General features: G+C 61.4%; 25 protein-coding genes and 1 pseudogene. 14 read left to right on the top strand and 12 right to left on the bottom strand.

All coding sequences use genetic code 11. The features are described from left to right. Positions 1-272 precede the first annotated feature (272 nt). Together ACY8D3_RS15725 and ACY8D3_RS15720 are read left to right on the top strand one after the other, a co-directional pair. Positions 273-722: a hypothetical protein gene (locus ACY8D3_RS15725; protein ID WP_462379735.1), complete on the top strand. Its 450-nt coding sequence runs from the start codon at positions 273-275 to the stop codon at positions 720-722. A gap of 31 nt (positions 723-753) precedes the next feature. Further along, the gene (locus tag ACY8D3_RS15720; protein ID WP_462379734.1) at positions 754-1,860 is read left to right on the top strand and encodes a PQQ-dependent sugar dehydrogenase; all 1,107 of its coding nucleotides are present in this window, start codon (positions 754-756) and stop codon (positions 1,858-1,860) included. A gap of 1,669 nt (positions 1,861-3,529) precedes the next feature. Here ACY8D3_RS15720 and ACY8D3_RS15715 read toward each other — a convergent pair. Beyond that, on the bottom strand, positions 3,530-5,044 hold the full coding sequence (locus tag ACY8D3_RS15715; RefSeq protein WP_462379733.1) for an SLC13 family permease: 1,515 nt from the start codon (positions 5,042-5,044) through the stop codon (positions 3,530-3,532). Between the two features lie 460 nt (positions 5,045-5,504). Here ACY8D3_RS15715 and ACY8D3_RS15710 point away from each other — a divergent pair, with 460 nt between their 5' ends. The 4 genes and pseudogenes from ACY8D3_RS15710 (at position 5,505) to ACY8D3_RS15695 (ending at position 9,015) form a co-directional block, all read left to right on the top strand. Continuing rightward, on the top strand, positions 5,505-6,323 hold the full coding sequence (locus tag ACY8D3_RS15710) for an alpha/beta fold hydrolase (RefSeq protein WP_462379732.1): 819 nt from the start codon (positions 5,505-5,507) through the stop codon (positions 6,321-6,323). Between the two features lie 249 nt (positions 6,324-6,572). Next, positions 6,573-7,262, top strand: a pseudogene (locus ACY8D3_RS15705) (methyl-accepting chemotaxis protein); the annotation flags it as partial. A gap of 165 nt (positions 7,263-7,427) precedes the next feature. Further along, positions 7,428-8,195, top strand: coding sequence for a methyl-accepting chemotaxis protein (locus ACY8D3_RS15700; protein WP_462384407.1), 768 nt, complete (start codon positions 7,428-7,430; stop codon positions 8,193-8,195). A gap of 157 nt (positions 8,196-8,352) precedes the next feature. After that, a complete protein-coding gene (locus tag ACY8D3_RS15695) occupies positions 8,353-9,015 on the top strand; it encodes a glutathione S-transferase family protein (protein WP_462379731.1) in 663 nt (220 codons plus the stop codon). Here the strand turns inward: ACY8D3_RS15695 and ACY8D3_RS15690 are convergent. Together ACY8D3_RS15690 and ACY8D3_RS15685 are read right to left on the bottom strand one after the other, a co-directional pair. Beyond that, entirely contained in the window at positions 9,006-9,422 is a 417-nt protein-coding gene (locus tag ACY8D3_RS15690) for a 3-phosphoshikimate 1-carboxyvinyltransferase (protein ID WP_462379730.1), read from the bottom strand. The two genes, ACY8D3_RS15695 and ACY8D3_RS15690, sit on opposite strands and share 10 nt — an antisense overlap. Before the next feature lie 41 nt (positions 9,423-9,463). After that, entirely contained in the window at positions 9,464-9,994 is a 531-nt protein-coding gene (locus ACY8D3_RS15685) for a hypothetical protein (protein WP_462379729.1), read from the bottom strand. 175 nt (positions 9,995-10,169) lie between these two features. On the opposite strand from ACY8D3_RS15685, the gene mltA reads away from it, so the two are divergent. Then, positions 10,170-11,393, top strand: a complete 1,224-nt coding sequence (gene mltA / locus ACY8D3_RS15680; protein ID WP_462384405.1) for a murein transglycosylase A — start codon at positions 10,170-10,172, stop codon at positions 11,391-11,393. A 44-nt stretch (positions 11,394-11,437) separates the two neighbouring features. Here mltA and ACY8D3_RS15675 read toward each other — a convergent pair whose 3' ends face one another. Further along, positions 11,438-11,971: a helix-turn-helix domain-containing protein gene (locus tag ACY8D3_RS15675; protein WP_462379728.1), complete on the bottom strand. Its 534-nt coding sequence runs from the start codon at positions 11,969-11,971 to the stop codon at positions 11,438-11,440. 91 nt (positions 11,972-12,062) lie between these two features. On the opposite strand from ACY8D3_RS15675, the gene ACY8D3_RS15670 reads away from it, so the two are divergent. After that, positions 12,063-12,935 (top strand): EamA family transporter, encoded by an 873-nt coding sequence (locus ACY8D3_RS15670; RefSeq protein WP_462379727.1) that lies wholly within the window; start codon positions 12,063-12,065, stop codon positions 12,933-12,935. Positions 12,936-12,999: 64 nt separating this feature from the next. On the opposite strand, the gene ACY8D3_RS15665 is transcribed toward ACY8D3_RS15670, so the two are convergent. From ACY8D3_RS15665 to azu, 4 genes are all read right to left on the bottom strand, one after another. Further along, positions 13,000-14,328: a PQQ-dependent sugar dehydrogenase gene (locus ACY8D3_RS15665; RefSeq protein WP_462379726.1), complete on the bottom strand. Its 1,329-nt coding sequence runs from the start codon at positions 14,326-14,328 to the stop codon at positions 13,000-13,002. A 146-nt stretch (positions 14,329-14,474) separates the two neighbouring features. Next, positions 14,475-15,497, bottom strand: a complete 1,023-nt coding sequence (locus ACY8D3_RS15660) for a DUF5924 family protein (RefSeq protein WP_462379725.1) — start codon at positions 15,495-15,497, stop codon at positions 14,475-14,477. A 205-nt stretch (positions 15,498-15,702) separates the two neighbouring features. Then, positions 15,703-16,290, bottom strand: a complete 588-nt coding sequence (locus ACY8D3_RS15655; protein WP_462379724.1) for an LOG family protein — start codon at positions 16,288-16,290, stop codon at positions 15,703-15,705. Between the two features lie 426 nt (positions 16,291-16,716). Then, entirely contained in the window at positions 16,717-17,166 is a 450-nt protein-coding gene (azu, locus tag ACY8D3_RS15650) for an azurin (RefSeq protein ID WP_462379723.1), read from the bottom strand. A 203-nt stretch (positions 17,167-17,369) separates the two neighbouring features. On the opposite strand from azu, the gene ACY8D3_RS15645 reads away from it, so the two are divergent. From ACY8D3_RS15645 to ACY8D3_RS15630, 4 genes are all read left to right on the top strand, one after another. Beyond that, complete coding sequence (locus ACY8D3_RS15645; RefSeq protein WP_462379722.1) at positions 17,370-17,678, top strand: DUF485 domain-containing protein; 309 nt, start codon at positions 17,370-17,372, stop codon at positions 17,676-17,678. After that, a complete protein-coding gene (locus ACY8D3_RS15640; protein ID WP_462379721.1) occupies positions 17,675-19,330 on the top strand; it encodes a cation acetate symporter in 1,656 nt (551 codons plus the stop codon). Before ACY8D3_RS15645 ends, ACY8D3_RS15640 begins: the two co-directional genes overlap by 4 nt. A 141-nt stretch (positions 19,331-19,471) precedes the next feature. Continuing rightward, positions 19,472-19,990, top strand: coding sequence for a Rho termination factor N-terminal domain-containing protein (locus ACY8D3_RS15635; protein ID WP_462379720.1), 519 nt, complete (start codon positions 19,472-19,474; stop codon positions 19,988-19,990). Further along, a complete protein-coding gene (locus ACY8D3_RS15630) occupies positions 19,987-20,355 on the top strand; it encodes a DUF3140 domain-containing protein (RefSeq protein WP_462379719.1) in 369 nt (122 codons plus the stop codon). The genes ACY8D3_RS15635 and ACY8D3_RS15630 overlap by 4 nt, the downstream gene beginning before the upstream one ends. Before the next feature lie 78 nt (positions 20,356-20,433). On the opposite strand, the gene ACY8D3_RS15625 is transcribed toward ACY8D3_RS15630, so the two are convergent. Next, the gene (locus ACY8D3_RS15625; protein ID WP_462379718.1) at positions 20,434-20,967 is read right to left on the bottom strand and encodes a ferritin-like domain-containing protein; all 534 of its coding nucleotides are present in this window, start codon (positions 20,965-20,967) and stop codon (positions 20,434-20,436) included. 187 nt (positions 20,968-21,154) lie between these two features. Between ACY8D3_RS15625 and ACY8D3_RS15620 the strand changes: the two genes are divergently transcribed. Continuing rightward, positions 21,155-21,574 carry a Rho termination factor N-terminal domain-containing protein gene (locus tag ACY8D3_RS15620; RefSeq protein ID WP_462379717.1) on the top strand — a complete coding sequence of 140 codons (420 nt, stop codon included), beginning with the start codon at positions 21,155-21,157 and terminating at the stop codon, positions 21,572-21,574. Positions 21,575-21,730: 156 nt separating this feature from the next. On the opposite strand, the gene osmE is transcribed toward ACY8D3_RS15620, so the two are convergent. Together osmE and ACY8D3_RS15610 are read right to left on the bottom strand one after the other, a co-directional pair. Beyond that, positions 21,731-22,075 carry an osmotically-inducible lipoprotein OsmE gene (osmE, locus tag ACY8D3_RS15615; RefSeq protein WP_462379716.1) on the bottom strand — a complete coding sequence of 115 codons (345 nt, stop codon included), beginning with the start codon at positions 22,073-22,075 and terminating at the stop codon, positions 21,731-21,733. Between the two features lie 86 nt (positions 22,076-22,161). After that, positions 22,162-22,374, bottom strand: a complete 213-nt coding sequence (locus ACY8D3_RS15610) for a hypothetical protein (protein ID WP_462379715.1) — start codon at positions 22,372-22,374, stop codon at positions 22,162-22,164. 169 nt (positions 22,375-22,543) lie between these two features. Here ACY8D3_RS15610 and ACY8D3_RS15605 point away from each other — a divergent pair, with 169 nt between their 5' ends. Then, entirely contained in the window at positions 22,544-22,954 is a 411-nt protein-coding gene (locus ACY8D3_RS15605; protein WP_462379714.1) for a hypothetical protein, read from the top strand. Here ACY8D3_RS15605 and ACY8D3_RS15600 read toward each other — a convergent pair. Beyond that, positions 22,945-24,207 carry an Hsp70 family protein gene (locus ACY8D3_RS15600; RefSeq protein WP_462379713.1) on the bottom strand — a complete coding sequence of 421 codons (1,263 nt, stop codon included), beginning with the start codon at positions 24,205-24,207 and terminating at the stop codon, positions 22,945-22,947. The two genes, ACY8D3_RS15605 and ACY8D3_RS15600, sit on opposite strands and share 10 nt — an antisense overlap. Positions 24,208-24,250 lie beyond the last annotated feature (43 nt).

The raw sequence follows: 24,250 nt of genomic DNA, 5'->3' as shown, positions 1-24,250 counted from the left end.
GATAATCATTATCAATTTACATTGCTTACATTGTTGATCGGCTGCAGTGCTCATTTGCAGGGGCCGCCATTGTATGCGGATCGTGTGGGTATGGTTGCGGGCTGGGCACGGATGCGAGTGATTCCGCAGGCAGTCCGCATGACCGTCGCCCGCCGACGAGGCGAATGCGACAGCTGTACTGATGTGGCTGAAAGACCCTGTAAAGAACACTTGGGCCGAGCATCACTGAGGCTGTTGCATACTCCAGCGCATCGTTTAGCGGATGCGGATCGATGTCACGTAAAGCTCGTGTGTTCCTGGCCTTCATCCTTGCCGTGGCGCTGGCCACGGTTCTCGGGACGGTCTTTCAGACCCAATTCAACCTCGCTGCGCTGACAGAGTTGGGCGTTTCCGTGCCGCTGGAGGTACGCCTTCGCACCACTGGGCAGGATCTGCTCGGCTTCTCGCCCACGCTAGGCGCGCTGGTGGCTGCATCATTCGTACTGGCATTGCCAGCGGCCGCTTATGTGGAGCGGCTCTGGCCGCGTGGTCGTTGGCTCGTGTTTCTGCTGGCGGGCGGCCTGTCTGTGCTAGGCGCTCTGATGGTCGCCAACGCGTTGGCACCGATGCCTACGCTGATCAGCGCAAACCGTACCTTCGGCGGCACGCTTGGATTGATGGCAAGTGGTGCTCTGGGCGCCTGGCTTTTTACCTGGTTTCACGCACGCGCCGCCGTTCGATGATGCCGTCTTCTCTACCCCGACAGGTTATCGCATGACCAGGATTCGACTTGCGTTCGCATTGGCCATTTTGCTCGGAAGCAGTGCCCTTCACGCCGTGGCCGCAGGTTATCGCATCGAAACGGTTACCGAAGGGCTCGACCATCCCTGGTCTCTTGCATTCTTGCCGGATGGGCGAATGCTAGTGACCGAACGGGTCGGGCGACTGCGCACGATCGACGCACAAGGCCGTTTGCTGGATGCACCCATAGAGGGTGTGCCAGAGAGCCTTATCGCGACCCAGGCCGGCCTGATGGACATTATTCTTGACCCTGACTTCGCCGAAAACGGGCGTATCTACCTGAGCCAGGCACACGGTACGGCCGAGGCAAACAACACGCGGGTGGTCAGTGGTCGGCTGGTGGAGGGGCGGCTGGAGGACGTCCGGACCGTATTCACCGCCTCACCCATGAAAGCGGGCTTCTCTCACTTCGGCGGGCGGATGGCGTTCCTGCCGGATCGTACGCTGCTGGTAACGCTGGGCGATGGTTTCGATTACCGCGAGCAGGCGCAGACCCTGCGCAACCACCTCGGCACAATCGTTCGCCTGAACCCGGATGGCGGTGCGCCTTCGAACAACCCGTTCATCGACCGGGCGGATGCGGCTCATGAGATTTATACGTACGGGCACCGCAACGTTCAGGGCTTGATCTACGACGCCCAGACCAATCGGATCTGGAGCCATGAGCATGGTCCACGTGGCGGCGACGAGCTCAACCTCATACAAGGCGGGCATAACTATGGCTGGCCGGTGGTAACGCACGGCGTGGACTACACGGGTGCGAGGATCACGCCGTACACCGACCTGCCGGGCTACGACGCGCCAATCGTGGACTGGACGCCCTCTATCGCCCCGTCCGGGATGACGCTTTATCGCGGCGAGCTGTTTCCTGGCTGGCAGGACAATCTCTTCGTCAGCACGCTGGCTGAGCGAAGTGTGCGGCGGTTGCGGCTGGAGGGGACTGACGTGGTGGAGCAGGAGGTTCTCTTCGCCGAGTTGGAAGAGCGCATTCGGGATGTGCGGTCGGGGCCTGATGGGGCGTTGTATTTGTTGACGGATAGTGAGGCGGGGAGGGTGTTGAGGGTCGTACCGGCGGAGTGAGGGTTCGTACGGTGGGCGTGTAGGGCGGGTGAAACCCGCCATTGTAGTTCTGGGACGGGTAGAGGCTTATCCATCACCGCGTCGTTTGGGCGTTTGGGTTTCGGCCCTTACGGCCGAGTTACTTTTTCTTGCCCGGCCAAGAAAAAGCTAACCAAAAAGAAGGCCGCCCCAACATACGGCCCGGCACTACGCTTCGCTTCGTTATGGGTCCCCTCGCTCCACCGCCGCTCCGAGGGTCCTCGACGACGGCCCGTCCCTGGCCCGGCGTCGCTTTCGCGGCATCCATGCCGCTCAACCCGCTACGCAACGATTCCGCTCGGCCTTCTGAAGGGGCCCGTTGCGCGTCGTCTGTTCGAGCGTGTTGTTTCTGTAGGCTGGGTTTCAGCCCATCGTTGCAGCTGAGACGGGTAGAGGTCTATCCATTACCTCGTTGTTTGGGCGTTTGGGTTTCGGCCCTTACGGCCGAGTTACTTTTTCTTGCCCGGCCAAGAAAAAGCTAACCAAAAAGAAGGCCGCCCCAACATACGGCCCGGCACTACGCTTCGCTTCGTTATGGGTCCCCTCGCTCCACCGCCGCTCCGAGGGTCCTCGACGACGGGCCGTCCTTGGCCCGGCGTCGCTTTCGCGGCATCCATGCCGCTCAACCTTCTGCGCAACGATTCCGCTCGGCCTTCTGAAGGGGCCCGTACGCGGCGTCTGCCCTGGCGCGGCGCCATTGTTAGAATGGCAGAGACTTTTTATCGTCGTTCTTAGCGCCTGACGATCCTGGCAGCCATACGAAGCAGTTCCAGATATACATACGTCCCTTAAACGCGGTGCTGTGGAAGTCTTTGGGTTTTGACCTACAAGCTGTGACGGAGCCAGGTAGGGTGGATTACCACCGCGTAATCCACCGGGCGATTGGCGCCGCAATGGTAAGGCCTGGCCTGAGCGCTTTGTTTGTGGAACAGCGCCGACCTGTCTGGCCGTTATGTATTGACCGGAAATCGTACGAGGTAAACGGTGGAAGCCCTTCGGGATTCCACCCTACGGTCCTGTGGGAGTCTTCGGGTTTTGACCTACAAGCTGCGCAATAGGCTCCCTATCTTTTGAAGCACGCCGCCGTTGCCCCGGACGACGCATGGGGTCCCCTTCAGGAGGCTGAGTGGAGTTGTTGTGGAAAGGGTTGAGCGACATGGATGTCGCGAGAGCTGCGACGGGCCAAGGATGGCCCTTCGCAGTGTGCCCTTGGAGCAACGACGGAGCGAGGGCACCCGGAGCGTAGCGAAGGGCCGTATGTTGGGGCGGCTTTCTTTTGGGTTACCTTTTCTTGGTCCGGGCGGCGGTCCGCGCTCAAGAAAAGGTAACTCGGCTGTGAGGGCCGAAACCCTAACGTCCACACGGCTCGTTATTGGATATGGCCACGACCTCCGTCTGCCATGCAGCCAGGTAGGGTGGATTAGCGACGCGTAATCCACCGAGCGATTGGCGCCGCAATGGTAAGGCCTGGCCTGAGCGCTTTGTTTGTGGAACAGCGCCGACCTGTCTGGCCGTTATGTATTGACCGAGGTAAACGGTGGAAGCCCTTCGGGATTCCACCCTACAGTCCTAGGACATGGCTAGGACCTCCGTCTGCCATGCAGCGGACGCTTCCCGCCTCAACCCACCAACGCTGTCCCCATGATCAGCGTTATGGCGCATCCAACCCAAACACCACTGGCATCCAGAAATAAACCGCCAGCGTAATCACGATCACACTAAACAGGTTCAACCACACCCCGGCCCGGGCCATGTCAGCGATCTCTACCTCGCCGGTGCTGAACACCGCTGTGTTGGGTGGCGTTGCAACAGGCAGCATGTAGCAGGAGCCGGCAGACAAGGCCACTGCGGCCATCATGATCAGCGGGTCCATGCCTATGGCGATCGCCAGGCCAGCGGAAATGGGCAGCACCAGGTTCGCCACGGCGGTGTTGGAGAGGATCTCCGTCATCATCAGTACGATGATCACCAGCAGCAGGATGATGATCAGGCTCGAGTAAACCTGCAGGCCCTCCAGCGCGGTGCCGATCCAGTCGTTCACGCCGGACGACTCGAGGCTTGTCGCGAGGGCGAGGCCGCCACCGAAGAGGATCAATACGCCCCAGGGCAGCTTCTCGAGATCCTTCCATTCCAGGATGCGTTCCCCCTCGCGGGTGCTGGGCAGGAAGAAGAGGCTGATAGCTCCCATCATCGAGACGCTGGCGTCGGGCAGCTCGCCGAGGCGCGCAAGGAAGGCGAGTGGCGCGACGTTTTCCGCGATCAGGCTGATCAGCGGTTTGCCGACCCACAGGGATACGGTGATCAGGAACACGGTGATCACCAGCCATTCTTCGCGGCTGATCGGGCCGAGTTTCCGGCGCTCTTCCTTCACGAACGAAACCGGCTTTTGCGCCTGCGATGAAATGCGGAAGCGCATCCGCGTGAGATAGATATACAGGCAGACGAACATCAACAGCGCAACGGGCCCTGCGAATATCAGCCACTGCAGGAACGTCACTTCGATGCCGAATTGCAGGGATGCAATACCGGCGAGGGCTGCGTTTGGGACGGCAGCCACAAGCGTGGCAAGGCCGCCGACCGAGGCGCTGTAAGCGACTGCCAGGAGTATTGATTTGGCAAATCGCTGGACGCTGGCGCCTTCGAGAATCTGCTTGTCACGCATTTCCGCAATCAGGGCGATCGCTACCGGTAGCATCATCAAAGCGGTGGCGGCGTTCGAGATGAACATGCTCAAAAGGCCGGTCGCCAGCATGACGCCCAACACGATGCTGTGGCTCTGCGTGCCGATGAGATCGATGATCGAAAGCGCGATGCGACGATGCAGATTCCACTTTTCGATGGCGATCGCCAGGATGAAGCCGCCGAGGTACATGAAGATCACGGGTTCGGTATAGGCCCCGGAAATGCTGCCGACCGAGGCGCCCCCAAACAGCGGCAGATACACCAGCGGAATGAGCGAGGCCACCGCCATCGGAACGGCTTCGGTGACCCAGAAGATTCCCACCAGCGCCACGGCCGAAACGACGACGCGTCCTTCATAGCCGATCACCTCGTCCGGGATGAAAAAGAATGAGAGCAAGGCTGCGATCGGGCCGAGTACCAGGCCGATCAACTTTGTGCGCGGGTAGGCGCGAGCGGGTACGGAAGAGGTGGCCAGTTCAGTCATGAGGTCCCTTTTTTCAGGTGTTATCGGTCTCGACGGCAACCGGAACGTTGGCGCGTCCGCATGTTGAGACCGATTTAGCCGCCGATGAATCGGTACGGCAGGCCGGGCAGGTCTTGCGATCGGTAGCACCGGGAGGTGCTGTATCGGGTATCCACCGGGGGCGCCGAGGCCAGAGGCCGCGTAATTGCGGTGTTTACGCTCGAATGGGGTCTGCCGCCTGGCTTACGGAGGTACTCGCAACCGAAACATGCCGTCAAAAAAGACGTTCCCCAGTCAGTAATTCAAGACCGCAGCGGACTCAGCGCCATGGGCACCTGGCGCACCCCTGGGCGCTCGAAAAACGGGATGGGGCAGCGCCGGAACCGAACTGAACTCGCCTTCAGGCGCGCGTTCAGTTGTTTGTATCCATCCGGCCCGGTCAAGGCCGGGCGTGTCCAGACGAGACGGGAGTATCGAGACGATGGCGATCTACACCACGCGCGACAATGTCGATCTGTACTACAAGGATTGGGGCTCGGGTAAACCGATCCTGCTGAGCCATGGCTGGCCGCTCAATGCCGACATGTGGGAATACCAGATGCTGCACCTTGCGGAAAACGGCTATCGCGTAATCGCGTTCGATCGCCGTGGCTTCGGGCGTTCTGCGCAGCCCTGGAATGGCTACGACTACGACACGTTCGCCGAAGATATCCACGAGCTGATCGAGCACCTCGGGCTGAGCGATGTGACCCTGGTTGGCTTTTCCATGGGCGGCGGCGACGTGACGCGCTATCTGGCGCAGCACGGCAGCGCTCGGGTGTCCAAACTTGTGCTGCTCGGCTCGGTGACGCCCATGTTCATGAAAACAGACGATAATCCCACGGGTGTGGAGAAGTCCGTCTTTGAGGGCATTCGCCAGTCGCTCCGTCAGGACCGTGCGGAATTCTTCAATACCTTCGGCGCCACCTTCTACGGGGCCGACCAGGGCCAGAGCGTGTCCGAGGGCGTCATGACGCAGACGCTCAATATGGCGCTGATGGCATCGCTCAAAGGCACCATCGATTGCGTAACGGCGTTCGCCGAAACGGATTTCCGCCCCGATATGAGCAAGATCGACGTGCCGACATTGATCATCCACGGCGATAACGACCAGGTCGTGCCTTTCGAAAGCTCTGGCAAGATCGCTGCGCAGATGATCAAAGGCACCGAACTCAAGGTTTACCCGGGTGCACCACACGGGTTCCCCGTCACCCATCGCGACCGACTCAATGCCGACCTGCTGGCCTTCGTCCGCCAGTAGGTCGCATCACCGGCGTGCCGCCTCGGACGGGCGTGCACCGCCGGAGGGCGGCCGCTCCGGCACGGCGTACGTATCCGCGAGCACTGATCCAAGAATGCTTAGATGAATTATTTGTGACAGGTCCACTCGTTCATCAAGCGAAACGAATTCACGCCGATAGGCTCCTGGCAAAGCGCATCGATACGCGATGAAGGCAGGAAGCTTCTGGGATTCCCACGCGCAGGGTGATGTCATTCGAGAAGTGCCTTCATGTTGCGAACCTCTTTACGTGCCCAGATTCTTGCTCTGCTCGGCGGCAGCCTCGCGCTGATGCTGGTCATCGCGCTGGCGATCTTCAATTTCCTTTCGGGCGCGCTTAACGACTATCGGGGGCTGGTCGATGGACCCCTCCGTGCCGTGACGCTTGTCGACAAGGCCAACCTCGAATTCAAGATTCAGGTTCAAGAGTGGAAAAACCTGCTGCTGCGCGGCAGCGACGGCGACTCCATGACGCGACACTGGAACCAGTTCGAGGGCCAGGAGCGCCGCGTCCAGTCTGCACTCGACGAGCTCGCCCGCGTGCCTGATCTCGATTCTGCCGTGCGCGCCCAGGCCGAACGCTTGAGCGCCGAGCATCGCAGCCTGAGTCAGGCCTATCGAAAGGGCCGGGACGCATTCGTAGCCGCCGGCTACAACGCGGCAGTGGGTGACCAGGCGGTCAAGGGTGTCGATCGCGCCGCCAGCGAACAAATGAGCAGCCTGGTAGAGAGCTTGCGCAAGGATGCCGATAACAAGTCGGCGTCCATCTCCGCAGTGGCCAGCCGCGCCATTTGGACGGGGATCGTGCTGATGGTGGTCGCGGGCGTCGTTATTGCCGTGCTCAGCGGCTGGCTTGTCAACCGTCGCGTGGTGGAGCCGGTTCGCCAGTTGATTGCCTATGTGGCGGAGCTTAGTCGAGGCCGCATTGGGCAGCGCGTCGCGAGCGATCGCCAGGATGAACTCGGAAGCCTCGCGTCGGCGGCCAATACGCTCCGTGATTTCCTGAGCGACACGTTCGCCAGCCTCAAACACAGCACGGCGGACCTGGACAAGGCGAGCGGTGAACTGAACGCCATTGCGACGGTGATGGCCGAAGGTACGCGCGACCAATTTGACCGTACCGACCAGGTCGCGACCGCCACTCAGGAAATGTCCGCCACAGCCCAGGAGGTGGCGCGGCATGCCGCCAGCGCTGCCGAGGCGGCGAGCGGCGCCGATCGCGCCGCGCGAGAAGGGGAGAAGGTGATGCACAAGACCGTCAGCACCATTACTGACGTGCGCAACGACATCGCCAATACCGCAACGGTCATTCGCAAGCTCGAGAACGACAGTGAGCGTATCGGCAAGGTGCTGGAGGTCATTCGCAGCATTGCCGACCAGACCAACCTGTTGGCATTGAACGCCGCAATCGAGGCTGCACGCGCCGGTGATGCTGGACGCGGTTTCGCTGTCGTGGCCGACGAGGTGCGTACCCTCGCGCAACGTACCGCCGCATCGACGGCGGAAATCAATCAGATCATCGAGTCGGTACAGACTGGCGCGCTGGATGCCGTCCGGGCTATCGAGAACGGCCGCGCGCGCAGTGACGAGGGTGTGGCGCAGGTGACTGAGGCCGGTGACATGCTTCACCGAATCACCCTGGCTGTCGAATCGATCCGCGACATGAACCGGCAGATCGCCACGGCTGCCGAGGAGCAAACATCGGTGGTCGAGGATATCTCTCGCAACCTTGTGGAGATTACCTCCATCGCGACCGTGAACCAGGACAACGTCCAGCGCACCCATTCGGCCAGCGAGCACCTGCATGCGCTGTCCGGCGACCTGGGTGAAGTGACGGCTCGTATGCAGGCGTGATGCGGGCGTAAGGCTGATCAACCCGGACGGGCCCTATGTATCGCCTGCCCGGGCAAGGTCGGGCATGGCCCGCCTGGGCACGGAAACCTTCTATTGCGAGGTGAATGGCGTACTCTGACTGCGCTTCGCCTGCATTCACTTCCCCTAGAGGTAGGCCATGATCAAGCTGCATCACCTGAACAACTCCCGCTCACAGCGGGTGCTATGGATGTTGGAAGAGCTCGGCCTGGACTATGAGCTCGTGCGTTATGAGCGTGACCCGCAAACCATGGAGGCGCCTGCTTCGCTACGGCAGGTGCACCCACTGGGGAAATCGCCCGTCCTCGAAGACGGTGAACTGGTCCTCGCCGAGTCCGCGGTGATCATCGAGTATCTCGCCGAACAATACGGCCGGCACCTGCTGCCCGAGGCCGGCACAGCCGCGCGTCGCCAGTGCAATTACTGGCTGCATTACGCTGAAGGCTCGTTGATGCCGCTTTTGCTGATGAAGCTTATCTTCCAGAAGGTGAAGAGCGGGCCAATGCCGTTCTTCGCCAGGCCCATTGCAAAAAGCATCGCGGGCAAAGTGACCGGAAGCTTCATCGACCCCCGCCTGAATCAGCATCTGGATTTCGTTGAAGCCGAGCTTGGCGATTCGCCCTGGCTGCTCGGTGAGTCACCCTGCGCAGCGGATTTCCAGATGAGCTTCCCGCTGGAGGCCGCGCGCTCACGGGGCGGGCTGGGCAGCCGCCCGCGGTTGAATGCCTACGTCGACCGCATCCATGCGTACCCGTCCTATCAGCGGGCGCTGGCAAAGGTGGGTGACTATGCCTACGCCTGACGGAACCAGTCCCACAAGCCGAGCGAGAAGTTGGGGAACAGGTTGATGCCCAGCGCGGACTTGATCAGGTACAACCCGACGAGTCCGACCGCCATGCAGAAGACCAGAAAGGCCGTGACAGCGGCCGCCTTGCCCAGCAGTGACAGCCGGCGCTCCAGTCGTGAGAGGTCACGACGGTTGCGCCCGAACAGGATCACGAAGTAGTAGCGCGAGCGCCAGAGGGAGAACGTGCCACGCAGGTCCAGGCTATGGCGGCCCCATTGCCGTGCCCCGAAGGCGACACGCAGAGCATCCAGCTGCTCTTGCGTGAAAGTGGCCCGAACGTCCGCTGGCACGCGTTCGTTGAGCCCCTTGAGGAATGGATCCCTTTCTTCCGAGGCGGGGATCTGTGTAGCGGTACGGGACATGTGTCGGATTCCTTCGACGAGCGGCGGCACAGGTGTGCCGGTCAGGTGCTGATGTATTGGATGACGGGCTGGATACCCGCAACGTGGTGGCCCTTTGCGGCAAGCGCTTGCGCGGCGCACCAGGGATGTTTGACGCCCGACACCCAGCCCATGACGTCCGCGAGCCGATCTGGCGGCAGGACCTCCATGTGCTCGATGCTGATCTGAAGGCGTTCAGCCAAGCCGGTGGACAGGTTGAAGTGCCAGTCATACTGGCCGCAGCCGACCTTTACGTCATGGCTGTCCTTGTCCGACATCGCCACCATCCACTTGCACGTGTAGGTCAGGGCGGCGGCGGAGGGTGGCTGGCCAATGCAAAAGGTGTAGATGTTCTCGTAGCGCTGGGCGAACCGCCTGACGAGCAATTCGGCTATCGCCTCGCGCCCTGCGGTCTGCGCCGGGAATTCGATGTTCGGTGAGTCCACCACCATGTCGAGAACGGCATCGGTTGCGAATGCCTGTTCGATCAGGTGAGGGCGATTATTGTCCTTGGCGGAAATGTAGCTGTGTACGGCTCGCTCGAGTGGATGCATGAAGTCCTCTGGTTGCGGTTCCTGGCGTCACGCCCTGCGTGTTCTCGGTCTTTCGTGATCAAGCATAACCGTGATATCGGCCGGCATCGCCCCTGCTGGAGCATCTTTACCTATCGTTTCAGGCATTTGACGGCGGTTCGGCCATTGCCCAAGCTGGGCATCCCCCTGCCCGATGATGAGGTTTCGAGTGTTCGTCACGTCCCGCCCTCTACGTAGATTCATGTTGTGCATCGCACCGCTGATTGCGCTGCTTGCCGCCTGTGACACTGGCGAAAAGCCGGCGCCACCGGCCGAGCCGGAACCGCCTAAGAGTGTCAGTGCATACAGCCCGGCCTCGTGGGATGACCTGCCGGCCACGCATGACGAGGACCTGGTACGGGGGTTCGCCGCGTGGCGGTCGGCCTGCAAGCGTCTGGCGAAGGATGAGAACTGGGGCGCGACGTGCGCTGCGGCCGCTGCGGTGCCGCAGGAGGCTGATGCGATTCGTGAGTTTCTCAAGCGCGAGCTGACGGTCTACAGCCTGCGTGGCGCAGGCAATGACCCCAAGGGGCTGGTGACCGGGTACTACGAGCCCGTCTACCCCGGCAGCCGTGAGCGTACCGACACGGCGAGCGTGCCGGTCTATGGCATCCCGGACGACATGATCGTGGTCGCGCTCGATAGCATCTATCCCGAACTCAAGGGCATGCGCCTGCGCGGTCGGCTCGATGGCCGCGTGCTGCGTCCCTACGATGATGCCGCCAGCATTCGAGAGAACGGCGTGAAGGCTCCTGTCATCGCCTGGCTGCAGGATCCGATGGATCTGCAATTCCTGCAGATTCAAGGCTCGGGCCGCGTGCAACTCGAGGATGGCCGACAGATGCGCCTGGGCTATGCAGACCAGAATGGACGCCCGTATCGGCCGGTCGGCCGCTGGCTCGTCGAGCAGGGCCTGCTGCCGCGTGACCAGGTCAGCATGCGCAAGATTCGCGAGTGGGCTGAACAGAACCCGGGCCGGGTGTCGGAAATGCTGGCGAGCAACCCCAGCTATGTGTTTTTCACGCAGGGCCCGGACAGCAACGAAGGCCCGCGCGGTTCGCTGAACGTGCCACTCACCGCGGAGTACAGCGTCGCGATCGACCGCAAGGTCATCCCACTGGGCAGCTTGTTGTGGCTCTCCACGACCCGGCCCGATGACGGCCGGGACATCACCCGCCCGGTGGCCGCTCAGGACACAGGCGGCGCCATCGTTGGCGAGGTGCGAGCGGACTTCTTCTGGGGCACAGGTCCCGAGGCGGGTGAGCTGGCGGGCAACATGAAGCAGAGCGGTGCGTTGTGGCTGCTATGGCCGAAGGACAAGCCGCTGCCGGACGTGCAAGTGCCCGCGACGAAGCCGGGCCCGGCCACCGCAGCCCACTAGGCGTAATCGACCTGATCCGTTAGCGCGATGCGTAGCGTAATACGTCAGTAACACACCACGCGGTTGAACCGCACCGGTTGATCGGTGGTGTTGCTGACCTTGAAGCCATCCGAGGCGAAGGCCAGGAAGTCGCCCTGCATGACGTCCTGGCGCCCGGTGCTGCGGGTGACGGTCAGGGTGCCTTCGATGACGACCAGCATTTCATGCCAGCCGGGACTGGCCTCGGACGTGTAGGCATCACCGGGCATGAGCTGCCAGTCCCAAAGTTCGACATCCGTTTTGGCCGGGCTGGTCGCAAGCAAGGTGCCTTTCGAGCCGGGATGAGTGCCCTGCCAGACGAGCTGGGCGATGCGGGAGTGGTCGGCCTGGGTGGGCGGCTGGATGAGGTCGGCGAACTTGATATGCAGCGCGGCGGCCAGGCGATCGAGCGTGTTGAGGCTGACATTGGCTTCGCCTGATTCAATCCCGACGATCATGCGCCGGCTGACGGCGGAGGCGTCGGCCAGCGCCTGCTGGCTCAGGCCGCGTGCCTCCCTGTAATGTCGCAAATTGCCAGCGACATGTTCGAGTACGGACATCTGCAGCCCTCATTTTGAAATAGCATGCATGAATCGATGGGTTGCGCACTATACTGCACACCCGTTTCACTCCCCCAGTACGATTCTTCCCATGACGCAGGCGCGCTCTTCGATTCTTTATCCGGTCCTCTTGCTCCTGGTGGCAATGGCCTCGATGCACATGGGCGCTGTCCTGGCGAAGCAACTGTTTCCCTTGATCGGGGCGCCCGGGCTGGTCGCCATGCGGCTGGGCTTCGGCACGCTTATCCTGCTTGCCTATTTTCGACCCTGGCGCAAGCCGTTCGACCGTGCGTCGTGGAAGCCGCTGGTCATCTATGGGTTAGTGATGGGCATGATGAACTTCACCTTCTACCAGGCGCTGCAGCGCATTCCACTCGGTATTGCCGTCGCGCTGGAGTTCGTTGGACCGTTGGCCGTGGCGGTGCTCGGTTCGAGGCGACTGGCAGATATGTGTTGGGTAGCGCTAGCGGTCGCCGGGCTTCTGTTGTTGATGCCCTGGACGGAGTCGCAGGCGTCGCTCGACATGGTTGGCGTGGTGCTCGCGCTTGTCGCAGGCGTTTGCTGGGGCTTCTACATCATCTATGGACAGCGCGCCGGCGCTGCGCATGGGCCGCGTGCGGTCGCGCTCGGCTCGTGCGTTGCGTCATGTCTGGTCGTGCCGATTGGTGTGTTCGATGCGGGCGCGACGTTGCTGTCGAGCCACGTATTGCTGATGGGGCTGGGCGTGGCGGTGTTGTCGATGTCGGTTCCGTTCACACTCGAGATGCTCGCACTGGGGCGCCTGCCCGCGGCCACCTTCGGCATGATGATGAGCCTGGAACCCGCCGTGGGCGCGATGTTCGGGCTGATTTTCCTGCAGGAACACCTGACTACGCTGCAGTGGCTGGCCATTGCAGCGGTGATCGTGGCCAGCGCGGGCGCGGCGAATTCGGCGAAGGGGCGCCCTGTTCCGGCGGTGGATTGATGGCATCGAGCCCTCCTGGCGTTCCACCGCCGGGTTGCGTGCCAGCCCTACCGCGATGGCCGGCTTAGCGGTTGGCCGGTGCGGGGGTGACCCGCCAGACCGTATTCCCGACATCGTCCGCGACGAGCAGAGCGCCTTTTGAATCGACTTCGACACCCACCGGGCGGCCAAAGGCGATGCCTTCTTCGTCATCGATGAAGCCGGTCAGGATGTCTTCCGGAGGACCTGCTGGGCGGCCTTGCTCATCAAACGGAACGAAGATCACCTTGTAACCGCTACGCGGCTTGCGGTTCCAGGAGCCGTGCTGGCCCACGAAGGCGCCACCGGCATAGCGTTCAGCCAATAGCTCGCCTTCGTAGAAGGCCAGGCCGAGCGAGGCGGTGTGGGCACCCAGCGCATAATCCGGGACGATCGCCCGGGCGACCATGTCAGGCCGTTGGGGTGAGACACGTTCGTCGACATGCTGGCCATAGTAGCTGTAGGGCCAGCCGTAGAAGCCGCCGTCCCTGACGGACGTCATGTAGTCCGGGACCAGGTCGCTGCCAATTTCGTCGCGCTCGTTCACGACCGTCCACAGCGTGCCGGTACGGGGCTCGAGCGTCAGGCCGTTGGGGTTGCGCAGGCCGGACGCGAAGAGGCGGGTTGCACCTGTCCTGGCATTCACTTCGAGAATGGCGGCGCGGCTGGTCTCGTTTTCCATACCGTTTTCGCCTACGTTGCTGTTGGATCCAACGCTTACGTAGAGGAGGCTTCCGTCCCGGCTGGCGACCAGGTCCTTGGTCCAATGATGATTGATCACACCCGCTGGCAGGCCGGCGACCTTCTCACCTGGGCCATCGATATGGTCCGCGCCAGGCCGGTACTGGAAGCGCACGATTGCATCAGTGTTCGCGACATAGAGCTGATCTCCAATGAGCGCCATGCCAAACGGGGAATTCAGGCCCTCTATGAACGCGCTTCGGGTCTCCGCGACTCCATCTCCATCGGCATCGCGCAGCAGGCTGATCCGGTTGGCGCTCGGCGTACCTGCGCCGGCACGCTTCATGATCAGGCTCGCGATCCATTCCCGGATACCCTGGGTTTCCTTTTCAGGCGCATTGGTTTCCGTGACCAGTACATCCCCGTTCGGCAGCGCGAGGAGCGTACGCGGATGGTCGAGCCCGTTAGCAAAGGCCTTTACCTGCAGGCCCTGGGCAGCGACTGGCTTCTGACCGTCGGCCCAGCCTTGGGCCTTGGCTATGTGTACGGTCGGGAAGAGCGTCTCGTGGGGCGGTGGTAGCGCTGGGTCAGGACCGTAGCTGTCCCCGATCGCAACGCGTGCGGACTCTCCACAGGCTGTAAGCGCGAATGTAAGCGGGGCAAGCATTAGTAGGGCAGGGACACGGAAAGTCATTGTCTTATCCACAACAGGGAACCACAGTCGGGCCAAAGGCATCCTGCCTGTTCATGAGATCGGACGGGGCAGATGAGCACCGTGGTATCGGAGCGAAACAGCCATAACCATCCTAGACCGTCCCGCAGCCGATAGGTGCTGGCGAGTCAGGGCACTACATCGAAGCGCAGCACACCGATCATCTGGCCAGCCTCGGTTACGACTTGCACCTGCCAATCGCCGGTTGCGTCCCTTGGGAAGTTTCGCTTATGAGTCCAGGCACGGTAACCGGCCTCGCGTATTCCGCTGATTTCCAATGCGATACGGTCGACTTCTCGGCCGTTATGCAGCCACACATGGTAGATGCGTTCCTTCAGCCCGCTGGGTACCTTGATGGACGTGAAGGCGTAGAGGCCCTGGCTCGCCAACTGTGACGCACTGATCTCGCGCAGGCTTTCACCGGGCTCGCGCTGGCTATTGTCGAGCTGTGTGGTGACGGCAACCTGGACGAGCCAGAGCGATGCCGGTGGCACCCAGAGCCGCATCAGCCATCCCGCACTGCCCAGCGCGGCCATCAGCGCAGCAAGCGCAGCCCATCGGCGCCAGCCATCGAGCTTGAGCGTGCCGGTCATGCTGGGCGCGGCGAGGACGAGCGCTATGCCCAAGGCTAATCGATAGCTTTGCGGTGTGCTGAGGTGGACGATGATGGGCAGAGCCGTGAGCAGGACGGCGAAGAGCGTCAGGCTATGGAACGCAAAATACAACCAGCGGCGTACCGCAAGGCGCTTGTAATAAAGCGGATCGATCACAGAGACGAGCGCGGCGAGCATCAAAACGCCGGTGAACACGGCCTGGCCGCTGTTCCATGTTGTCGTAACGAAGAAGAACGGCAGGACGAAGAAGAGGCTTTCCTGGTGCACCATCTGCGTCGCGTAGCGGATGAGCCCTGCGGGCATTTCCCAGCCAAACCAGTGTGCGATGGCGCGCCTCAGGCCGTTTTCCATCACCAGCCAGACCCAGCTGATGAGCATGACGATGGACATGACTTCGCCAAAGCGCGCCTGCCGGTCGACCAGGACGAAGCTGGCAATGCCGGAGATGAAACCGAACAGCGCAATGACGCCGGGATAGCGGTTGAACAGCCGGGTGGCTGTCTCTATCGCGCGGGTGAGAAAACGCTTGAGTGACATCGATATCGTCGAACGAAGGAAAAACGAAGTGGGCGCTGGCAGATGGTCGGCCCATTGTCGGACCGGGCACGCAGGGATTTGTCCCGTGCCGCTCGGCAGACCGTTCCGCGGCCCGGATGAGCCGGGCCGGCGTCAGGGTATGCGTTTCCTAACGAGAAGTCTCCCGCAGGCCGCTTCGGGAAACAGCCCGGGCCGGCCTACAGGCCTAGCGGGGCGCCTGCTCCGTCCACTTGGGGGTTACGGTTGGCGACCAATTCGCCAGTTTGTCGAGTAGCCCCTCAGGCGAGAAATCGCGCTGCAGCATGTCGCGATGGGGCTGGCGTACGAAGCCCTCTTGCACCAGATGGTCGAGGAAGCCTGCGAGCTTATCGTAGAAATCACCCACATCCATCAATCCCAGCGGCTTGGCATGATAGCCGAGTTGGCCCCACGTCCAGACTTCAAAGAGTTCCTCGAGTGTGCCCAGCCCGCCGGGCAGGGCGATGAAGGCGTCGCTGAGCTCGGCCATGCGAGCCTTGCGCGCGTGCATGCCGTCGACCACTTCAAGCCGTGTGAGGCCGGTATGCCCGATTTCAGCGTTTTGCAGCGACTGGGGGATGATCCCGATGACTTCACCGCCAGCGGCCATCGCCGCATCGGCTACCAGGCCCATCAAGCCGACCTTGCCGCCGCCGTAAACCAGGGTCAGGCCGCGTCGGGCAATGCAGCGCCCCAAGGCTTCGGCTACTTCACGGTAGCGAGGATCGCTTCCGGGGTTGGCACCGCAAAATACACAAACCGACTTCAAGTCCATGGTCGTCTCCGTCATCTGGGGACGCACAGGGTAGCGGGTCGATCCGCATCGGACCAACCATGGCAGAGCTTGAAATCAGGGCTCGGTACCGTCTGCGTAGGCACCGCTGCTGGCTGAAGCGTAGGCCACCAATAATTCTTGGAACAACTGACTGAGTTTCATGGCGCTCTCCATCGTGGGTACGCGCAGATCGTAGTGAGCCGAAATGTCGCAGGCTCGTTAAAAGATTCGATGGAGGCTATAGGGCGGATGTTCCGCGGAGGACGTAAGCATGTGCTTCGGGCAATCAAGCCGCCCGGATGCGGTATGCGCCAGGCGGGCAAGCACATGCTGCTGATTGTGGCGTGGGAGGACTGCCGCGCACGGCTCTGGCCGCTGCCGGTGAAAACCCTTTGGTGGTTTGCGCCAAGCGTTGAGATGGTGCGATCAATCCACCCGCTTCAGCGTGCCGCGCATGATGGCGACGTGGCCCGGGAAGGAGCAGAAGAAGGCATATTCCTGGTCCTTCGACAGCTTGCTCACGTCGAACGTGACGGACGTCGTTTCGCCGCCGCCAATCAGGTCGGTCGCTGCGATGACGCGCTCATCGTTCGGCTTTACGTACTGGTTGCGGCGGCCGGCAGCCATCCCATCCATCGCCGCCGCGCGCTCGTCCGCCTTGGTCGTCAGCACCCAGTTATGGCCCATCACATCCTTCGACAGCTTGCCGAGATGATCGAGCGTAACGGTGAAGGTCTTGCACTGACCGCTGACCTCGATGGCCTTGGTATCGAACGTCATCTGGTCCGTTGAGCCCACCGTCACGGCGCAGTCGTCGGCGAAGGCAGGGAGGGCGGCAGCGAGAGTCAGGGCGGTGGCGGCAAGCAGGCGAAACATGACAACTCCGAACGGTCGATGGCTGGCGTGAAGACTGCCAGAGAAGGCGCGCGGTGCCCAGCGGGCGCGGCAATGTACCGCGTTACCGCGCGTGTCTCGCTTCGGCGGGCAGCGGGCTTCGATCTCAGACTAAAGTCGTCTAGGCGCGTGCATTGGACGGGATAGAGTGAAACCCGAAACGCTGTAAATAGAGGACAACAACAATGAAAGACGTCTATTCACAGATCCAAGAAAACCCGCGCTTTCAGGAACTGGTTGCCAAGCGAGAGCGTTTCGCCTGGATCCTGTCCGCCCTGATGCTCGGGCTCTATTTGATCTTCATCTTCCTCATCGCCTTCGTGCCGCAAATGCTCGGGGCGCGGATCAGTCCGGACTCACCGATCACTTGGGGTATCCCCATGGGAATCGGGCTCATCCTGGCTGCCTTCGTGTTGACCGGTATCTACGTACGTCGCGCAAACGGCGAGTTCGACGAACTCAACCGCGCGATCCTCGATGAGGTGCAGAAATGAAAGCGCGACTCCTTGCGTTATTCGCGTCGCTTGTAGGTTCCTCGGCGGTATGGGCCGATGCACTGACCGGCAACGTCGAGCGTCAGCCGGTGAACGTCTCGGCGATCACCATGTTCGTGGCCTTCGTAGGCGCCACGCTGTGCATCACCTACTGGGCGTCCAAGCGCAGCAAGTCCACGGCCGACTACTATTCGGCAGGCGGTCGCATCACCGGTTTCCAGAATGGCCTGGCCATTGCCGGTGACTACATGTCAGCAGCGTCCTTCCTCGGGATTTCGGCGCTTGTGTTCACGTCGGGCTACGACGGTCTGATCTATTCGATCGGCTTCCTTGTTGGCTGGCCCATCATTCTCTTCCTCATTGCGGAGCGTCTGCGCAACCTCGGCAAATACACGTTCGCCGACGTGGCCTCGTACCGCCTGAAGCAGAAAGAGATCCGTACACTCTCCGCCTGCGGCTCGCTGGTAGTGGTGTCGTTCTACCTCATCGCGCAGATGGTAGGTGCCGGCAAGCTGATCCAGCTGCTGTTCGGCCTGAACTACCACGTGGCCGTCGTGCTGGTCGGCGTGCTCATGGTGATGTACGTGCTCTTTGGCGGCATGCTGGCGACTACCTGGGTGCAGATCATCAAGGCAGTGCTGCTGCTCTCGGGCGCTTCGTTCATGGCGGTCATGGTGCTCAAGTACGTCAACTTCGATGTCAGCCGCTTGTTCAGCGAGGCGATCGCCGTGCACGCCAAGGGCGAGGCGATCATGAGCCCGGGTGGCCTGGTGAAGGATCCGCTGTCTGCCATCTCGCTGGGCCTGGCGCTGATGTTCGGTACCGCCGGCCTGCCACACATTCTCATGCGCTTCTTCACCGTCTCCGACGCCAAGGAAGCCCGCAAGAGTGTGTTTTACGCCACTGGCTTCATCGGTTACTTCTACATCCTGACCTTCATCATCGGTTTCGGCGCGATCCTTTTGGTCAGCACGAATCCGGTATTCAAGGACGCGACAGGTGCACTCATCGGTGGCACCAACATGGCCGCGGTCCACCTGGCCGACGCCGTGGGCGGCAGTCTGTTCCTGGGCTTCATCTCGGCAGTGGCGTTCGCCACCATCCTGGCAGTGGTTGCAGGCCTGACCCTCGCGGGCGCCTCGGCAGTGTCGCATGACCTTTACGCCAGCGTGATCAAGAAGGGCAAGGCGAACGAAAAGGACGAGCTGCGTGTATCGAAGATCACCGTGCTGTTCCTGGGCGCGCTGGCCATCGTGCTGGGTATCGCGTTCGAGAAGCAGAACGTGGCCTTCATGGTCGCTCTGGCGTTCTCGGTTGCTGCCAGCTGTAACTTCCCTGTGCTGATCCTCAGCATGTATTGGAAGAACCTCACGACCCGCGGCGCGATGGTTGGCGGTTGGCTGGGGCTGATTACAGCGGTGGTGCTCATGATCCTGGGCCCAACCATCTGGGTATCGGTGCTGGGTCATGAGAAGGCGATCTTCCCGTACGAATACCCAGCGCTGTTCTCGATGCTGGTAGCGTTCATCGGTATCGCCGTGTTCTCCAAACTCGATCAGTCGGCATCGGCTGGCGAAGAACGTGCACGGTTCATCCCGCAGTTCGTTCGTTCGCAAACGGGTCTGGGCGCCAGTGGGGCCGTGTCCCACTAAGCGATAACCCGCTCCGAAGAAGGCAGCCGCAAGGCTGCCTTCTTCGTTTCCGCATCCGGTCGCCTCCATTCGTCCTGACAAATGAGCGTCGTCACCGAAGCATCAGTCACCTTTTATGAGAGGCGACTACCGGAGGTCACCATGAGCAGCACGGCGAAGAAAACCGATCCCAAGCTCTGGGAGAAGGTAAAGCGCGAAATCACCGAAGGCGACAAGGGCGGCAAGCCTGGCCAATGGTCTGCACGCAAGGCGCAGTTGGCATCCCATGAATACCAGAAGCAGGGCGGTGAGTATGAAGGCGGCCAGTCCAAGGACAACCACCTGAAGCAATGGACCGAGCAGGAGTGGGACACGAAATCCGGGAAGAAGTCGGAAGACACGGGCGAGCGCTACCTGCCGAAGAAGGCACGGGAAGGGCTTACCCAGGAGGAATACGAACGAACCAGCCAGAAAAAGCGCAAGGACACCCGTCGCGGTCGGCAGCATTCACGCCAGCCTGACGATGTGGCGCGCAAGACCGCCAGCGCCCGCAAGCCCCCGCTGGATGCGATGACCCGAACCGAACTCATGCAGCGCGCCCAACAGCGCGATATCCGTGGGCGCTCCCGGATGCGCAAGGACGAACTGGTGACTGCATTGAAAAAGGCAGGTGAGCGATGAGCGACCTGAAAGACACTGACAAAAAGCAGATCCGTGACGAGTTCAAGTCTGTGGTGAACATGGCGCCCGCACAGCTACGGAAGTGGTTACGCGGATCGCCCAGCAAGACGGTCGGCATGACCAAGCAGGGCCAGAAGGTCGAGTCCGAAAAGGACGGCAAGGCGGTTGGCCACCAGATGGGCGAGCGCATTCTCGAAATCAAGGGAAAGCGTCAGGCGGAACTGCAGGACGATGACTACAAGGCCATGAAGAAGGTCATCGGCTATGTGCACCGTCATATGAAGCAGCGGCCCGACGGCGACGTCGAGGACACGCGGTGGCGCAAGTCGCTGATGAACTGGGGGCATGATCCGCTCAAGGGCTGAGCGGCGTGCGAGCTGAGGAACTCACGCTAGAAAGCGAACCGGCGCGACTCCGAGGATGCCTGCCGGTTTTGGCGTCGCTTAATTGAGACCGTCCAGCAACCCCGCCATGTCGTCGGCGTGCTCTTCTTCCTGCGCCAGGATGTCCTCGAAGATTCGGCGAGTGGTGGGGTCCTTGTCGCCGATGTATTGCACGATCTCGCGATAGCTATCGATTGCGATTCGCTCGGCGATCAGGTTTTCCATGACCATTTCACGCAGCGTCGCGCCTTCCACGTATTGGGCGTGCGCTCGCTCTGTCAGGCCTTCCGGATTGAAGTTCGGTTCTCCACCCAGCTGAACGATACGCTCCGCCAGGCGATCGGCGTGTTCCTGCTCCTGGTCGGCGTGTTCCTGGAATTCATCTGCGACCACGCTGGCTTTCACCCCGGACGCCATGAAGTAGTGGCGCTTGTACCGCAACCAGCAGACCAGCTCAGTCGCCAGCGCTTCGTTCAGCAAGCGCAATACCGTATCGAGATCGGCGGTGTAGGTCTCGGTTACCGCGCCGTTTTCGACATGCTGGCGCGCGCGTTCTCTCAAGGTGTTCTTGTCGCTCAGTTGTACATAACTCATCACGGTTCTCCGGGATCGGGAAAAAGGCGCAGCTCTTGAGATGGCCGCTACATCGATGCAGAGTTTGGAGGGTGACCCTTGTGCAAAAGTTTTATCGATGGCGCGCAGACGCCTGTCGGCCCAGACGAACATGCCGGCAAGCGTCACGCTCATAAGAAGGTAATCCCAACAGATTTGGAGGTTTCCCATGCCTCGTGGCGACAAGAGCAAATACACCGAAAAACAGCAGCGTAAGGCCGAGCACATTGAGGAGAGCTACGAGCAGCGTGGCGTGTCCTCAGGTGAGGCTGAAGCGCGAGCGTGGGCGACGGTTAACAAGCAGTCCGGAGGTGGCGAGCGCAAGGGCGGCTCCGGTCAGCAAAAGAGCGGCGGCCAGAAGCAGCGTGACCGCAAGGACTCGGCGCAACGCGCGGTAGCGACCAAGGAAGGGCATTCACCGAACAAGGGCTCGGCTCGATCCAGTGGCGGCAGCCCAAAGCGTTCAGGCGGAAACTCGCTTGAATCGTTGACGGTGACTGAACTCAAGGAGCGCGCAGCGAAGAAAGGCATCTCCGGCCGTTCGAAGATGCGTAAGCAGGAGCTGGTCGACGCGTTACGCGCTGCCTAGGTAAGGGCAGATGCCGCGCTGGCTGGGTAACCATGGGGTGAGCCTGATTATTGCAGGGCTCGCCATCATGGCCGCTATTACGGTGTTCTTCTGATCCGGACACTCCGAACATGAAAAAGGGCCTTTTCGGCCCATTTTCATGTTCAGGGGAAACGCTTAGGTCTTGCGCTTCTCGCGAACGTTCTGCTCGTGCTCCGCGCAGGTCATGAAGCCCTTGGACATGACGCGATCATTCACATCGAACGCGACGTAGTAGGGCTGTTCCTTGCCTTCGTGGTTCAGCACGTAGTCATTGCAGGTGCCACGGTTTCCGGAAAGCGTGTGCTCGGATGAAGCGGGGCCGCCGAGTTCTGTGGCGCGCTGCTTGGTCATGCCTTCCTTGACCTGATCTACAAGTGGCTGATTGCGATACGTCACGTAATCGACAGGGTTTTCGACGTTGTAGGCGCAGCCGGACAGCGCGGCCAGGGTCAGAGCTGAGGCAATAATCGACTTGTACATGGGACAGCTTCCTTATGAGGTTTGCTCTCATATGGAGCGCAGCGCCGCCCTCAGGGTTCGATTGCTGCTTGAAACAAAGCCTCGGCTCAGTCGGCTCTGTCCAGATCCTCGATGGTCACGTCACTGATCGTGAGCGCCGCTCCCACATGCGGGTCCAGCAGAACATCGTCGTCATTGACCGCAATGTTGTTCTTGCGGGCCAGGTCGACGACGATGTCCACCACGGGAACGTCAAGACTGGTGATCACATCCGTATGAGATTCGCCCATCATGGTGTAGTGAATTTCATAGTGGCGCATGGCAGTCACTCCAGTAGTTACATCTATTTGGAGAGGCCCTTTTTCGGCACTGTTCGCTGAAGCCGCCAAACGGTAGCGCCGTTCGTAACCGACGCGAGGCCCGGAACGCGTGGCCTGTAGCTTTGTCTATGCGTTTCGTCCGACTTACCTGGAACGCTGAGGAGGCCCAATGAGCCATCATGGTTACAAGGATTCGCAGGCTGTTCGCGGGGCCGGATCCGCGCGCACTGCTGGCGCGCGTCTTATGATCCTGCTGCTGGCAGGGGCAACGCTGAGTGGGTGCGGTGATGACAAGCCGACCAGCTATGTAGATCGTGTCTGGCGAGTGAGCGAGTCGAGCACCGTCCAAACGGGCACGCTGTATACGCTGCTTTCCGAAGGCACGCTGGTGATCGCCTCGAGGGCAAACAGGCCGGCCCTCGGTACGTGGACCGCCAATGGGAACGGTGGGCTGACCATGATCGAAGATGGCCAGCCCTACCAGATCGAGACGTTGGAACTCACTGCGTCGCGCTGGCGCATTCGCCATCACAACCCGGGTGAACCTGTCGATATGACCCTCGTTCCGGCTCAGCCGTAACGCTTCCAGGCCTCGATGGCGAGGCCACTGCCGATGCTGCCGAACGTGTTCCCTTCCACCGAGTGCGCGTTCGGCAATTGCCGGGAGACCGCCTGGCGAAGCGCCGGAATGCCGCTGGAGCCGCCCGTAAAAAACACCGTGTCGACGTCCGGCGCGCCGATTCCGGCATCACCGAGCAATTGATGGATGCTCTGGCCAACACGCTCGAGCAGGGAGCCGATGGCCTCTTCGAACAGGACACGTGTCAGGTCCGCGGTAAGGCCTTCCTCGACCCGGGACAGGTCCAGTGCGCGGGCTTCGATGTCGGTCAGGGCAATCTTGGTGTCTTCGATTTGAATGGCCAGCCAATGGCCCGCGCGCTGTTCGATCAGCTTGAGCAGGCGGTCGATGCCTGTCGGGTCGACGATGTCGTAACGCATGCTGTTCAGCGCACGAATGGACGCGGGGGCGTACACCGCATTGATGGTGTGCCAGGTTGCAAGGTTCAGGTGCGTGCTGGTCGGCATCAGCGCATCGCTCTTCATGCGGCTGCCGTAGCCGAACAGCGGCATGACCCCTTGCAGACTGAGTTGCTTGTCGAAGTCGGTCCCGCCGATGTGCACGCCACCGGTAGCGAGGATATCCGCTGTACGGTCCGCCAGGGCGCGGCGCTCCGGCGATAGCCGCACGAGCGAGAAGTCCGAGGTACCCCCGCCGATATCAACGATCAGAACGAGTTCTTCGCGGCTGATGTTCGACTCATAGTCGAACGCCGCGGCGATGGGCTCATACTGGAACGACACTTCCTTGAAGCCTAGCGTGCGAGCAACGCCAACCAGCGTGTCTTCGGCTTCCTGATCTGCTGCCGGGTCGTCGTCGACGAAGAAGACGGGGCGGCCAAGGACCACTTCGTCGAACGCTTTGCCAGCGTCGGCCTCGGCGCGTTTTTTCAGTTCACCGAGAAACAGGCCGAGGATCTGCTTGAAGGGTACTGCGCTGCCCAGCACTGTCGTCTCGCTCTTGAGCAGCTTGGAGCCCAGCAGGCTTTTCAGAGAACGCATCAGGCGTCCCTCGTAGCCTTCGAGGTATTCATCCAGGGCCATGCGCCCGAAGGCAGGACGTCGCTCTTCGGTATTGAAGAAGACGACCGAGGGGAGGGTAGGCTTGTCCTGCTCCAATGCGATGAGCGCGTCGCGACCGGGCCTAAGCCAGCCGACAGTCGAGTTTGAAGTGCCGAAATCAATGCCGCAGGCGCGGGCCGGAGTCTGAATCATCTGCTGCGGTCCGGTTAAAAAAGGGCGCGCATTGTAGGCGCTC

The organism is Pseudomonas sp. Marseille-QA0892 (genome assembly GCF_054950135.1).
The sequence above is the reverse complement of the archived record's forward strand: the minus strand, read 5'-3'. Positions and strand labels throughout refer to the sequence as shown.

Coding starts and splice junctions, on each gene's coding strand:
- ACY8D3_RS15725 (WP_462379735.1), top strand. CDS start 273: ATGTCACGTAAAGCTCGTGTGTTCCTGGCCTTCATCCTTGCCGTGGCG.
- ACY8D3_RS15720 (WP_462379734.1), top strand. CDS start 754: ATGACCAGGATTCGACTTGCGTTCGCATTGGCCATTTTGCTCGGAAGC.
- ACY8D3_RS15715 (WP_462379733.1), bottom strand. CDS start 5,044: ATGACTGAACTGGCCACCTCTTCCGTACCCGCTCGCGCCTACCCGCGC.
- ACY8D3_RS15710 (WP_462379732.1), top strand. CDS start 5,505: ATGGCGATCTACACCACGCGCGACAATGTCGATCTGTACTACAAGGAT.
- ACY8D3_RS15700 (WP_462384407.1), top strand. CDS start 7,428: ATGGCCGAAGGTACGCGCGACCAATTTGACCGTACCGACCAGGTCGCG.
- ACY8D3_RS15695 (WP_462379731.1), top strand. CDS start 8,353: ATGATCAAGCTGCATCACCTGAACAACTCCCGCTCACAGCGGGTGCTA.
- ACY8D3_RS15690 (WP_462379730.1), bottom strand. CDS start 9,422: ATGTCCCGTACCGCTACACAGATCCCCGCCTCGGAAGAAAGGGATCCA.
- ACY8D3_RS15685 (WP_462379729.1), bottom strand. CDS start 9,994: ATGCATCCACTCGAGCGAGCCGTACACAGCTACATTTCCGCCAAGGAC.
- mltA (WP_462384405.1), top strand. CDS start 10,170: ATGAGGTTTCGAGTGTTCGTCACGTCCCGCCCTCTACGTAGATTCATG.
- ACY8D3_RS15675 (WP_462379728.1), bottom strand. CDS start 11,971: ATGTCCGTACTCGAACATGTCGCTGGCAATTTGCGACATTACAGGGAG.
- ACY8D3_RS15670 (WP_462379727.1), top strand. CDS start 12,063: ATGACGCAGGCGCGCTCTTCGATTCTTTATCCGGTCCTCTTGCTCCTG.
- ACY8D3_RS15665 (WP_462379726.1), bottom strand. CDS start 14,328: ATGACTTTCCGTGTCCCTGCCCTACTAATGCTTGCCCCGCTTACATTC.
- ACY8D3_RS15660 (WP_462379725.1), bottom strand. CDS start 15,497: ATGTCACTCAAGCGTTTTCTCACCCGCGCGATAGAGACAGCCACCCGG.
- ACY8D3_RS15655 (WP_462379724.1), bottom strand. CDS start 16,290: ATGGACTTGAAGTCGGTTTGTGTATTTTGCGGTGCCAACCCCGGAAGC.
- azu (WP_462379723.1), bottom strand. CDS start 17,166: ATGTTTCGCCTGCTTGCCGCCACCGCCCTGACTCTCGCTGCCGCCCTC.
- ACY8D3_RS15645 (WP_462379722.1), top strand. CDS start 17,370: ATGAAAGACGTCTATTCACAGATCCAAGAAAACCCGCGCTTTCAGGAA.
- ACY8D3_RS15640 (WP_462379721.1), top strand. CDS start 17,675: ATGAAAGCGCGACTCCTTGCGTTATTCGCGTCGCTTGTAGGTTCCTCG.
- ACY8D3_RS15635 (WP_462379720.1), top strand. CDS start 19,472: ATGAGCAGCACGGCGAAGAAAACCGATCCCAAGCTCTGGGAGAAGGTA.
- ACY8D3_RS15630 (WP_462379719.1), top strand. CDS start 19,987: ATGAGCGACCTGAAAGACACTGACAAAAAGCAGATCCGTGACGAGTTC.
- ACY8D3_RS15625 (WP_462379718.1), bottom strand. CDS start 20,967: ATGAGTTATGTACAACTGAGCGACAAGAACACCTTGAGAGAACGCGCG.
- ACY8D3_RS15620 (WP_462379717.1), top strand. CDS start 21,155: ATGCCTCGTGGCGACAAGAGCAAATACACCGAAAAACAGCAGCGTAAG.
- osmE (WP_462379716.1), bottom strand. CDS start 22,075: ATGTACAAGTCGATTATTGCCTCAGCTCTGACCCTGGCCGCGCTGTCC.
- ACY8D3_RS15610 (WP_462379715.1), bottom strand. CDS start 22,374: ATGCGCCACTATGAAATTCACTACACCATGATGGGCGAATCTCATACG.
- ACY8D3_RS15605 (WP_462379714.1), top strand. CDS start 22,544: ATGAGCCATCATGGTTACAAGGATTCGCAGGCTGTTCGCGGGGCCGGA.
- ACY8D3_RS15600 (WP_462379713.1), bottom strand. CDS start 24,207: ATGATTCAGACTCCGGCCCGCGCCTGCGGCATTGATTTCGGCACTTCA.